Source organism: Klebsiella sp. MS 92-3 (genome assembly GCF_000195655.1).
GTDB lineage: Bacteria > Pseudomonadota > Gammaproteobacteria > Enterobacterales > Enterobacteriaceae > Klebsiella > Klebsiella pneumoniae.
On sequence record NZ_GL882770.1, the window covers coordinates 176,011 to 188,162 of the forward strand.

A 12,152-nucleotide genomic window follows, 5' to 3' on the forward strand; every position below is an offset into this window, starting at 1 on the left:
GGGGGGGGGGGGGGGGGGGGGGTGTTTTTTTTTTCGCTGGCAGAGGCCCCCTTTCCAGGAATTATGCAGCCACTTTGGCCGCGGACTGGAAAAGCTGACGCGTTAAACTATTCTTATAGTGCAAGGCGACTTAGCCTGCATTAATGCCAACTTTTAGCGCACGGCTCTCTCCCAAGAGCCATTTCCCTGGACCGAATACAGGAATCGTATTCGGTCTCTTTTTATCTTTATCTGTCTTCTTTCCCAAGAGCCAGCGACATCCTGTCAGTCAAACACCCGCTGGCCTCTGGATGTCCCGTTATAGCACACCGTTTTTAGCATACACAATTCATTTACACATAAATCGCATCCTGTGGAAGGGGAGGTGGCAACGGTGGAACCGTAAACGAGGGCGGAGAAAAGAAAAAACCTGCACCTAAACAGGCCCGGCGTGCAGGTTAACTGGCGGGCCAACATCGGGAGCCTGCTAGTATACATATTTGTATGATAAATAAAATAAGCAAAATCTAAACGATTTGGCAATTCATGCGATTACACCTCGCCGGCTGACGAGGTGGCATAAATAATAAGCACGAGCACTTTTGCGGGCGGAAAATATTATTGCGGAACGCTGAATGTAGGGTATATCTGGCTTTCCAGATAGCAGAGCAATAGCCAAATTTCATCGCTGAAAATAAACCATATGCTCCCGAGCAGAATGACCGCCAGAATAATCAGCAGAAAAATTTCGGTTTTACTCATTATGCAAGCGACTATCCGGTGGCCTTCGGGGACCCTGATAGTAGCGAAATATTGACATAATAAGCAAACGCCATGTTGTAATTCGGCTTCACCGACAGTGCAATTTAGTCACCGGCATGCCGCTGCGTCAATATTGCCACCTGCTCCGTCAGCTGATCCAGCAGCTGGAATCGCCGCCGATATTCAGCCCGTTTTTTACTGGCGATACTCTCCAGCGATTTTCTTTCCAGACATAGCGGTAGCCGCCAGCGCCATGGGCTTTCCGGGTGGCCGTCGATAGACTGCCAGAACTCGTCGTAGCTGGCGTGGAAATGGCGGCCTTTGCTCAGGCGATAGCGCAGGGCGCGGAACACGTGACCGTTATCGCTGACGCCGTAAATAGCCGCGATTTGGCTGCGAGCGGCCAGCTGCCAGATAAACTCCAGCAGCAGGCGCTTCGGAAACAGGCCGTAGCAGGCGCGAGTCGCCTGCTTAATCACCTCATGAGAAACGTGACGTCGTGGCCCCTGCAGACCGCCGATAACCAGCTGCCAGGCATCGTGATCACGGGTTACGCTGAAGGTGGCGCTGGCCAGCAGGGTGTGGTCGCTGTCGCGCAGCCACAGAGTGGTTTCACCCTCACGTTCGGCTTTGCCTGCCGAGGAGGCATAAAGAGTAAACCGGCGGTCCTCTTTTCCGTTTAACGTCAGCAGCGGGACCTCAGACACCGCGGTCATAGCGTGCGCCAGCCGCGATCCGCGTAGGGTGTCGATATAGCGATAATGGTTGATTACCGCCACCGCCCGCTGCCAGGCGTTGAGATCGCGGGTCAGATATTGACGGTGTACTTTGCCCGGCAGCGTAGCCTGCGCGGCCAGCAGCTGATTAAAATCATCCCGAGCGCTGAGCGCTTCCAGCATCGCTCTGGTGGCGTTATAAAATAAGGCCGTGCGCAGCAAAAACTTAAAGCGGTAATTTTTTTGCCGCCAGATGGGGGCAGGTGTCAATCTGCCCATCACCAGATCGGCAATAAGATGCGAGCGCGGCGCTAGCACGCCGGATGAATGCAGGCTATTGTCTGTCACGATAAACACCTCGTTGTGATTTCCCCCTATTTTAAAGCGAGCCACTGACAAGCTTAATCCTCTGGCGGACTATATTTGCCGTCTGTTTAAAATTGATTGAGGTGTAAATTAAATTCCGTGGACCTTTGCTGGAATTACCTATAATTACCGCTGAGAGGTAATTATATGTATCAACGTATTAACGGCAGCGACTGGCGTAATATCTGGCTGATGGGCGATCTGCATGGCTGCTTTGCGCTGCTGATGAATCGCCTGCGTCAGCTGCGTTTTGATCCCTGGGCCGATCTGCTGATCTCGGTGGGCGATCTGATCGATCGCGGGCCGCAGAGCGCCGATTGTCTTGGCCTGTTGCGCTGTCGCTGGTTCAGGACCGTTCGGGGGAATCATGAGCAGATGGCGCTGGAGGCGCTGGAGAGCGGAGATATGCGGCTCTGGCAGATGAACGGTGGCGACTGGTACGTCAAGGGCGATGCGCGGCAGCGGGCCGACGTCGATCGGCTGCTGGCGCACTGTCGGCGGCTACCGTTGATTATTGAAGTGGAATGCGGGAAAGCGCGGCATGTGATCGCCCACGCCGATTACCCGGCGCCGGTCTATCGCTGGCAGCAGCCGGTGGATCCCCAACGGGTACTATGGAGCCGCCATCGTCTGAGTGAACACCTGGCGGGGCGCCATGGCGCTATTGGCGGCGCAGACCATTTCTGGTTTGGCCATACGCCGCTTCAGGCGCGTTATGACCACGATAATCAACACTATATTGATACGGGCGCTGTGTTTGGTGGGACGCTGACGCTGGTGGCGCTGCAGTCGGCAGGCTAAAAGTCGCTGTATTCGCTGGCGGGTTGCCAGAAGCCATCAATAAAATCTTCTATCGGGTAGCAGCCACCGTGGCGGATCCGCTGATCCTCCATCGCCACTAAGCACTGCGTTTCCTCGCGGTAGACGTCAACCACAATGTCCTCGCAGCCGCCATCCAGATAGCAAATAAACAACACTAAGGCAAACATCCTGGCCTCATGCTCGGGTTCACATACTATTTAGTGTAGGGGATGACGGCGGGACGGGGAAATAAATAACCCGTCTCAGGCGACGGGTTCATTGGTGTCAGGCAAGGCGCATGACCCAGGCATCGGACTGGCGGTCGTAATGTTTACGGTAGAGAACGGAATGTTCGCCATTGAGAATCGCGGGCACGCTGGTGTCGGCATCCCAGGCGTCAAGCTGCATACATAAGTCTGGATCGGATTTGCAGGGTATGCTTAACGTTCGCTCACCCTGATGCTCACCGTGCAGTTCGGCATCGTCTATTTCGAACGCGCCGATGCGGACATTGGTTTTACTCATCGCTTCACCCCATTTTTCAGCTGAGTTGTGGTACGACCAGTTATGGCCGTTATTTTTCAGCGTAGTCAATGGGGCGAAAAGCGCCAGTCAAAAAGTGCGCATTTTTTGCGCGGCCTCACACCTTGCCGGCAAAAAGTTTTCCATCGCGCACCAGTTCGCGCGGATAGCTGTTCTTCAGTCGGGAGCCGACGCGCTTCGCCAGGCCCAGCGGGACGCCCTGGAAGGTCACAATGGTTTCATCCTGCCCAGGCGCGGTTTGCGGATAGACGTCGCGCCCGCGATACCATTCCTCCGCTTCCTCCTGCGACAGCTCGAAGGCGCGCTGCGGCGCGGCAAAGGCGATAACCGCCTCATGCTGCCAGCGGTACCCCTTATTGTGCAGCTCCGCCAGGCGCACGCCGATGCGAGAAAAGCGCACCTTGCCGAACAGGGGCTCCAAAGCCAGCGGAAACAGCCACAGCTCTTTATCCCGCTGCCACAGCGTATGGCCTGCGTCCCACTCCAGGCCAACAGCCCTGGCGGCGGCAGTTACCGCGGCGGCCTCCCGGTCCTTCAGCGGCGTAAACGGGAATTTACCGACCTTATAGCCTGGCGCCGGGAGCGGATCGATCGCCGCAGTTTTGCGCAACCTCGCGACAAAGAAGCCTTCGCAATCGTAAATTTGCGGAAAAACGTGCAGAAAACCTTCCGCGGTTAAGGCGTCGGCTGCGCCGGGAAACAACTCTCCCAGCGGCAGGATCTCCACCGCCTGCGGATAGCGGGACAGCAGCCACTCAATGACCGATTGATTTTCTTCACGATTCAGGGTGCAGGTGGAATACACCAGCGTCCCGCCAGGGCGCAGAGCATGGAAGGCGCTGTCGATAAGCTCGCGCTGAGTGGCGGCGATGTCGAGGTTGCTCTCCGGCGACCAGTTTTTCAGCGCGTCGGCGTCTTTACGTACAACCCCTTCGCCGGAGCAGGGGGCGTCAAGCAGGATGGCATCGAAGGTTTCGGGCAAGGCCGCGCCAAAAACCCGGCCGTCGAAGTGGGTCAGAGCGACGTTGCTGATGCCGCAGCGGCTGATGTTAGCATGCAGCACCTTCACCCGGCTGGCGGAGAATTCATTGGCGAGAATGCCGCCCGCGTTGCCCATTCGGGCTGCAATTTGGGTGGTTTTCGATCCCGGGGCGGCGGCAACGTCCATCACCCGTTCGGGCTGCCGGTTATCGGCGAACAGGGCGGCGACCGGCAGCATCGAACTGGCTTCCTGAATATAGAACAGTCCGCTGAGATGTTCGGCGGTACTGCCCAGCGGCAGCGCGTCGTCATCCTCTCGCTCGATCCAGAATCCCTCTGCGCACCAGGGCACCGGCGCGAGCTGCCAGCCGTAGGGGGCAACCAGAGAGAGGAAATCATCGACGCTAATCTTCAGCGTATTGACGCGAATACTGCGGCGTAGCGGGCGCTGACAGGCGGCGATAAAGTCGTCGAAAGAGAGATGCGCTGGCATCGCCGCGCGCATTTGAGCGAGAAACGCTTCAGGGAAATAGACAGTATTTTCAGCCACGGGCAGCGCACCACAGAAAAAAAGGGTGCGCAGTTTAGCACAAACGCCCCGGCGTGTGACACCGGGGCGTGCGGTTTACCCTCTCCCCGCGCCCGGCGTTGCCCGGGGCGGGAGAAGGGGGCATTACTGCGGCAGAGCGGTGCCCCACTCCCGCCACTCTTTCGGCTCGCTCTCCTGTAGCAGGAAGTGCTTGCCATCCTGGGCCTTCGGCGCCAGCGGCGTGCCCGGCGGCGTGGCAAAGGCGATCCCGCCGCGGATAAACTGATTGAAGGTACCGGTTTTCACCACCCCGCCAATCAGGCCGAAGTCGAGGCTGTAACCCGAGGCCAGCCAGAACACCGAGTTATTACGTACCAGGTACTGGTAGCGCTTACTGATGCGCAGCTTAACCATCACCCGGTCAGACATCGACCCCAGCGACAGTCCGGTAACCGTCCCGACTTCCAGTCCGCGGAACAGGACCGGCGTACCGATGCCAAGCGACCCCGCCTCCGGCGCTTCCACCACGATGTTCAGGCCGTCGATATAACGCGAATCGCTGATCGTCGTATCCTGGATCTCAAAATCGCGTCGTGCCGGGCCGCGGCCGGGCTCAACGTTGATGTAGGCCTGGAACAGGGTGTCGAGATGTTCCACGCCCGCGGCGGAGATTTGCGGGGTGATCACCGAGAAGCGGGTCCCGGCGCGGGCGAAGGTGCCGACGTATTCCGGATAGAGCACCGCTTTCGCCTGCACTTCGTTTTTGGCGGTGATTAGCTCCAGCGACTGGATTTGACCGATGTCGATGCCGAGATAACGAATCGGCATCCCGGCCGCCATCTTCCCGGCGTCGTACGCGTGCAGGGTGATTTGGCCGCCCACGGCGCGCGCCGCCGTTTCAGATGCATAAAGGATACGTTTGTTATTCAGCCGTGCTCCGGCGCTGCTGCCATTGAGGTTATCGAAACTGATCGCCCCTTTGATCGCGCGCGCCAGCGGCGAGGCCTGCACGGTGAGTCCGTTACCGTCAAGCTTGACCTTCGCACCGCCTTCCGCCCAGAAGACGCTGTTGTTGGTCAGCAGGTAGCGGTACTCCGGCTTGATATGCAGATCGATATCGAATGCATCCTTGCGCGGTTTGACGGCGATGATCTCGCCGACGGCGAATTTACGATACAGCACCACCGAGCCGGCCTGAACGTCAGGCAGCGTCTCAGCAGACAGGCTCAGGGTAGTGGTCGGCACTTCGCTCAGGCTATTTTCCTGCGCCTTTTCAAGGTTAGCGTACAGCGGATAGCTGCTTTGCATTTTGCCTTTTTCGCCCGGGATCACCCTGATCCCGCCGTTCACCCATTCGCTGGCGCTGGCGCCCAGCACCTGCACGCCGTCGAGCCCCACTTTGACGTCCAGACGACTGTTAACCACAAATTTGCTGTCGCCGTGAATTAGATCGCGGTATTCAGGGTCAATGGCAACCTGAAAGGTTACCCCTTTGGCCGTCAGTTTACGCTCCAGCACCTGGCCGACTTTTACTCCGTGCAGCACCAGCGGCTGACCGCCGTCGATGCCGTAGCTCTCCGGCGCCGAGAGAGTAACGGTGGCGACGTTGGGCTCATCCAGCAGCGCTTTATCCGCCGGCATTACCGAGAAGTGATTGCGTGGCTCGCCTTCGCCGGGCACCAGCTCAAAGGTATTGCCGGTGAGCAGGGTGCTAATGCTGGGGTTATCGAGGGAGAGCTTCGGCTTCTTCATCTGAATCAGCGTTTTCTCCCGCAGCAGCGTCACCACGCTCGGGTCGACGGTCATCTCGCCAGTAACTTTGCCGCCGGGGTTTAGATTCAGTTTGCTTAACTGGCCCACCTCCAGCCCCTGATACATGAGCGGCGTCGAGCCCGCTTTCAGTCCATCGCCATCAGGCAGATCGAGGGTCACTACCACGCCGCGCTGGCTATGCGCCAGATCTTCATACAGGTGATATTCATCGTTTTGCGAGGCGACATGCGAATCGGCGGGGGAGTCAAAGGCGATGGCGCCGTTCACCAGCGCGGACAGGTTCTCCAGTTGCACTTTGGCCCCGCTCAGGCCGACGTCGGCCTTGACGCCTGAGACGTTCCAGAAGCGGCTGCCTTTTTTCACCAGATTGGTAAACCGGCGCTCAATTAGCACATCGATGGTCACCCCCTGATTATTGGCATTCAGGGAAAAGTCATACACCCGCCCGACCGGGATTTTTCGGAAGTAGACCAGCGAGCCGCTGTTCAGAGAGCCAAGATCCGGCGCCTGCAGGTGGATCATTAGCTCGCCGTTGTTGATGCGGTATTTAGGTTGGGTGTCGAGGGCGACAAAGTGATCTTCGGGTTCACCCTTGCCCGGCATCATGCCGATGTAGTTCCCGCCCACCAGCGCATCGAGGCCCGATACGCCGGCCAGAGAGGCTTTCGGCGTGACCAGCCAGAACTGGGTCTCTTTGCGCAGCGCATCTTTCATATCGCGTTTGATGCTGGCCGAAACCTCAATCTTACTCAGATCTTTACTGAGGCTAATATCCTGGACGGTGCCGACTTCAACCCCCTGGTAGCGGATCGGCGTCCGTCCCGGCACGATGCCGTTCGCGGACTGGAAATCAATCGTAATCGTCGATCCGCGGTCGTCAAAGCTGGTCCAGATTAGCCAGGCGGCAATCAGCAACGCGATGACCGGCAGCAGCCAGAATGGCGAAATACGGCGTTTGGTTTTTATTCTGGCTTCAGTCTGCGAAGCGGGCGTTTCCTGACTCATGTGCGTCCCAAAGTAAGCGGCTGTCCAGCCATTCAACTGCAAGAATAGTTAAAATTACCGCGCCGCCAAAGTAAACCGCAGCCGGCCCCATGGTGAAGGCGAGGAGCTGATCGCGATTTATTAGCGACATGGTGAGTGAGATAACAAACAGATCCAGCATCGACCAACGGCCAATCCAGGTGATTAGCCGCAGCAGCAGGATGCGGGTGCGCAATCCCTGCTCGCACTTGAATTGTATGCTGAGCAGCAGGGTAAATAACACTATAACTTTGGTGAATGGCACCAAAATACTGGCGATAAACACGACCCCGGCAATGGCGATATTGCTGCTGGCCAGGGAGATGATCCCCGAGAGGATCGTGTCGTCCTGGCGCGCGCCGTTGACGTAGATGATGGAGATTGGCAACAGGTTGGCCGGAAAGAGGAAAACCAGCGAGGCAATCAGCGCCGCCCAGCTGCGCTGCAGGCTCTGCGGTCGGCGATGATGCAGCGGCGTGTGGCAGCGTCGGCAGCGGCCGCGCGCATCGCGATAGCCGGTGTAATGGCAGCCGGTGCACACCTGCAGATTATTATCGGCGCGGGTCGCCGGACGCTCGGGATAGAAACGCTCCCATAGCTCTTCGACGTTCATATGAATAAGCGTCAGGATGCTCAACAACGTCAGGGAGATAAACGCCACCAGACCGATGCCCGGCTGCAGGAAGGCGTAATCCTGCACCTTGATGGAGGCGACGCCGATGCCCACCAGATAGATATCCAGCATCACCCACTCTTTAAGCTTGCCGAGCATCAGCAGCACCGGCCGCAGGTTCATCCCCAGCACATTGCCCAGCCAGAGATAGCTGATGGAGACCACCAGCAGCACCGGGGCGACCACCGCGCAAAACAGCACCATGGCGGCGGTAATCGGATCGCCCTGCGCGGTCATCTGCCAGATCCCCTGCAGGACGTTGGCGTCGATGCGTACGCCCAACAGATGCAGGCGCAGCAGAGGCTCCGACCAGGCGAAAGGCATGAGCAACAGCATCGCGAGGGCCATGCTGCCCAGGCGGGTCAGCGACCAGTCGCGGCCATCGCGCACCTTCGCGTTACAGCGCGGACACCAGGCGCTTTGGTTGCGTTTGAGCACCGGTAAGCGGAAGAGCATGTCACACTGCGTACAGCGCTGATAATGCGCATAGGGAAGCGGCGTGCTGACGGTATGCACGACCATCTTTTTCGCAGGTTTGAGGGTGGGTGTTTTTATCGGCATTTATTACGTACAGGAATGAATGTATCTCACTATCTTAACCTATGAATGAATTCATCTTGAGCCCAAGCGCATTTAATGCTTATTTTAGTAGGCTGTACGTATCAGGCAGTAAGACAACAAAGTGAAGATATAATGAGCAAAACAGAATTTTACGCGGATCTGAACCGCGATTTCCAGGCATTAATGGCAGGTGAAACCAGTTTTCTGGCGATGATCGCCAATACCAGCGCGCTGCTGTTCGAGCGGCTGAGCGAGGTCAACTGGGCCGGTTTCTACCTTCTGGAAGGCGATACCCTGGTGTTGGGACCGTTCCAGGGCAAACTGGCCTGCGTGCGGATCCCGGTCGGGCGAGGCGTATGCGGCGCGGCGGTGGCGCAGGCTCAGGTCCAGCGCGTCGAGGACGTCCACGCCTTTGACGGCCACATTGCCTGCGATGCCGCCAGTAATTCGGAAATTGTCTTCCCTCTGCGCGTGAATGGCCAGATTATCGGCGTGCTGGATATCGATAGTCCGGCTTACGGGCGCTTCACCGCTGAAGATGAGCAGGGGTTGCGCACGCTGGTCGAGCATCTGGAAAAACTCATTGCGGCCACGGATTATCAAAAAATCTTTACCCGTGTCGTGGGATAATCAACGGATAACGTAGCATTTAGCGAGGACGTCATTATAATGTCGCCTGTTCATGCCTGCGGCTTGTTGGCTACGTCCGTTGTAATCAGGAAATTTCATGGAAAATCAACCTAAGTTGAATAGCAGTAAAGAAGTTATCGCCTTTCTGGCCGAACGTTTCCCGCAGTGCTTTAGCGCTGAAGGTGAAGCGCGCCCCCTGAAAATCGGAATTTTTCAGGATCTCGTTGAGCGAGTGGGTGGTGAGATGAATCTCAGCAAGACCCAGCTTCGCGCTGCATTACGTCTCTACACGTCCAGCTGGCGTTATCTGTACGGCGTAAAAGCCGGCGCTATTCGCGTTGACCTGGATGGCAATCCGTGCGGCGAACTGGAAGAGCAGCACATTGCCCATGCGCGTCAGCAGCTGGAAGAAGCGAAAGCTCGCGTTCAGGCGCAGCGCGCAGCCCAGCAGGCGAAAAAACGCGAAGCCGCTGCGGCCGCAGGCCAGCAGGATGAAGGCGTTCGCCGCGAGCGTAAACCGCGTCCTCAGCAGCCGCGTCGTAAAGAAGGCGCTGAACAGCGTAAACCGCGTCCTGTTGCGGCCAAAGCCCCGCGTGAAGAGCGTCTTACTCCGGTATCGGATGTTTCCGTTCTGACCGTCGGCCAGGCGCTGAAGGTAAAAGCAGGCAATAACGCCATGGACGCCACCGTTCTGGAAATCACCAAAGATGGCGTTCGTGTACAGCTGACTTCTGGTATGTCAATGATTGTACGCGCAGAACACCTGGTGTTCTGAAACGGAGGCCGGGCCAGGCATGAACACATTTTTTAAAATCACCGCGCTTGCGGGCCTGCTGGCAATAGCAGGCCATGCATTCGCTGTTGATGACATAACCCGCGCAGATCAAATCCCCGTGCTGAAAGAAGAGCCGCAGCACGCGACGGTAAGCGAGCGCGTGACGTCGCGCTTTACCCGCTCTCATTACCGTCAGTTTGATCTCGACAACGCCTTCTCGGCAAAGATTTTTGACCGTTACCTGAACCTGCTGGACTACAGCCACAATGTGCTGCTGGCCAGCGATGTGGCGAAGTTTGCGGCTAAAAAAGACCAAATTGGCGATGAGCTGCGCAGCGGGAAACTGGACGTCTTTTACGACCTCTACAACCTGGGGCAGCAGCGCCGCTTCGAGCGCTATCAGTATGCGCTGAAGGTGCTTGAACGTCCGATGGACTTTACCGGCAATGATAATTTCAACCTTGACCGCTCCAAAGCGCCGTGGCCAAAAGACGAGGCCGAGCTGAACAAGCTGTGGGACGCTAAGGTTAAGTTTGACCAGTTAAGCCTGAAGCTGGCGGGTAAAGACGATAAAGAGATCCGCGACACCTTAACCCGTCGCTATAAGTTTGCTATCCGTCGCCTGGCGCAAACCAACAGCGAAGATGTCTTCTCGCTGGCGATGACCGCCTTCGCTCGCGAAATCGATCCGCACACAAATTATCTGTCGCCGCGTAATACCGAGCAGTTCAACACCGAAATGAGCCTCTCACTCGAGGGGATCGGCGCCGTGCTGCAGATGGATGATGACTATACCGTCATTAATTCGCTGGTGGCTGGCGGTCCAGCCGCGAAAAGCAAAGCGATCAGCGTCGGCGATCGCATCGTTGGCGTTGGCCAGACCGGGAAGTCGATGGTTGATGTCATCGGCTGGCGTCTGGATGACGTCGTGGCGCTGATTAAAGGGCCGAAGGGCAGCAAGGTTCGTCTTGAAATCCTGCCGGCCGGTAAAGGAGCCAAGACGCGTATTGTAACGCTGACCCGCGAGCGCATTCGTCTGGAAGACCGTGCGGTGAAGATGTCGGTGAAAACCGTCGGGAAAGAAAAAGTCGGCGTGCTGGATATTCCAGGCTTTTACGTTGGCCTGACCGATGACGTGAAAGTGCAGCTGCAGAAGCTGGAAAAACAGAACGTCAGCAGCATCATCATTGACCTGCGCAGCAACGGCGGCGGAGCGCTGACAGAGGCGGTATCGCTCTCGGGTCTGTTTATTCCGTCCGGTCCGGTGGTGCAGGTGCGGGATAATAATGGCAAAGTGCGCGAAGACAGCGACAACGATGGCGTGGTTTATTACAAAGGGCCGCTGGTGGTGCTGGTTGACCGCTTTAGCGCCTCGGCGTCTGAGATCTTCGCCGCAGCGATGCAGGACTATGGCCGCGCGCTGATCGTTGGCGAACCGACCTTCGGTAAAGGGACGGTACAGCAGTATCGCTCGTTGAATCGTATTTACGATCAAATGCTGCGTCCGGAGTGGCCGGCGTTGGGTTCCGTCCAGTACACCATCCAGAAGTTCTATCGTATTAACGGCGGCAGTACGCAGCGCAAAAGCGTGACGCCGGATATCATGATGCCAACCGGCAATGAAGATCGCGAAACCGGCGAGCAGTATGAAGACAACGCGCTGCCGTGGGATAGCATCAACGCGGCCACCTATGTGAAGTCCGGGGATCTGACCCCGTTTGGACCGGAGCTGCTCAAGCGCCACGACGAGCGTATTGCGCAGGATCCTGAATTCCAGTACATCATGAAGGATATTGCCCGTTATAACGCGATGAAGGACAAACGTAACATCGTCTCTCTGAACTACGCCCAGCGTGAGAAAGAGAACGAAGAAGATGATGCGATTCGTCTGGCGCGGATTAACGATCGCCTGAAACGCGAAGGCAAGCCGCCGCTGAAAAAACTGGACGATCTGCCGAAGGATTACCAGGAGCCGGATCCGTATCTTGATGAAACGGTCCATATCGCGGTAGACCTGGCGCATCTGGAAAAAGCGCGCCC

The 12,152-nt window shown here is 57.2% G+C and carries 10 protein-coding genes and 1 pseudogene; 4 read left to right on the top strand and 7 right to left on the bottom strand.

The window, feature by feature from the left end; all coding sequences use genetic code 11:
* Positions 1–597: 597 nt before the first annotated feature.
* Together HMPREF9538_RS31455 and HMPREF9538_RS19710 are read right to left on the bottom strand one after the other, a co-directional pair.
* Entirely contained in the window at positions 598–741 is a 144-nt protein-coding gene (locus tag HMPREF9538_RS31455; RefSeq protein ID WP_002911398.1) for an Ecr family regulatory small membrane protein, read from the bottom strand.
* Between the two features lie 104 nt (positions 742–845).
* The gene (locus HMPREF9538_RS19710) at positions 846–1,814 is read right to left on the bottom strand and encodes a VirK/YbjX family protein (RefSeq protein WP_014907334.1); all 969 of its coding nucleotides are present in this window, start codon (positions 1,812–1,814) and stop codon (positions 846–848) included.
* A gap of 156 nt (positions 1,815–1,970) precedes the next feature.
* Here HMPREF9538_RS19710 and pphA point away from each other — a divergent pair, with 156 nt between their 5' ends.
* Positions 1,971–2,624 carry a protein-serine/threonine phosphatase gene (gene pphA, locus HMPREF9538_RS19705; RefSeq protein WP_009484457.1) on the top strand — a complete coding sequence of 218 codons (654 nt, stop codon included), beginning with the start codon at positions 1,971–1,973 and terminating at the stop codon, positions 2,622–2,624.
* Here pphA and HMPREF9538_RS19700 read toward each other — a convergent pair.
* The 5 genes from HMPREF9538_RS19700 to yebS form a co-directional block, all read right to left on the bottom strand.
* The gene (locus HMPREF9538_RS19700; protein ID WP_002911395.1) at positions 2,621–2,812 is read right to left on the bottom strand and encodes a YebW family protein; all 192 of its coding nucleotides are present in this window, start codon (positions 2,810–2,812) and stop codon (positions 2,621–2,623) included. The genes pphA and HMPREF9538_RS19700 overlap by 4 nt on opposite strands.
* 97 nt (positions 2,813–2,909) lie before the next feature.
* Positions 2,910–3,149: a YebV family protein gene (locus HMPREF9538_RS19695; RefSeq protein ID WP_002911393.1), complete on the bottom strand. Its 240-nt coding sequence runs from the start codon at positions 3,147–3,149 to the stop codon at positions 2,910–2,912.
* Positions 3,150–3,264: 115 nt separating this feature from the next.
* On the bottom strand, positions 3,265–4,698 hold the full coding sequence (gene rsmF, locus HMPREF9538_RS19690) for a 16S rRNA (cytosine(1407)-C(5))-methyltransferase RsmF (protein ID WP_004148845.1): 1,434 nt from the start codon (positions 4,696–4,698) through the stop codon (positions 3,265–3,267).
* A gap of 123 nt (positions 4,699–4,821) precedes the next feature.
* Positions 4,822–7,455, bottom strand: a complete 2,634-nt coding sequence (locus HMPREF9538_RS19685; protein WP_009484458.1) for a PqiB family protein — start codon at positions 7,453–7,455, stop codon at positions 4,822–4,824.
* Positions 7,424–8,707, bottom strand: coding sequence for a membrane integrity lipid transport subunit YebS (yebS, locus tag HMPREF9538_RS19680; protein ID WP_002911387.1), 1,284 nt, complete (start codon positions 8,705–8,707; stop codon positions 7,424–7,426). The genes HMPREF9538_RS19685 and yebS overlap by 32 nt, the downstream gene beginning before the upstream one ends.
* Positions 8,708–8,839: 132 nt before the next feature.
* Between yebS and HMPREF9538_RS19675 the strand changes: the two are divergent.
* From HMPREF9538_RS19675 to prc, 3 genes and pseudogenes are all read left to right on the top strand, one after another.
* Positions 8,840–9,353 (top strand): annotated as a pseudogene (locus tag HMPREF9538_RS19675) (GAF domain-containing protein).
* An 81-nt stretch (positions 9,354–9,434) separates the two neighbouring features.
* The gene (proQ, locus tag HMPREF9538_RS19670) at positions 9,435–10,112 is read left to right on the top strand and encodes an RNA chaperone ProQ (protein ID WP_002911385.1); all 678 of its coding nucleotides are present in this window, start codon (positions 9,435–9,437) and stop codon (positions 10,110–10,112) included.
* Positions 10,113–10,131: 19 nt separating this feature from the next.
* The coding region (gene prc / locus HMPREF9538_RS19665; protein ID WP_009484459.1) for a carboxy terminal-processing peptidase at positions 10,132–12,152 on the top strand (2,021 nt) is incomplete at its 3' end.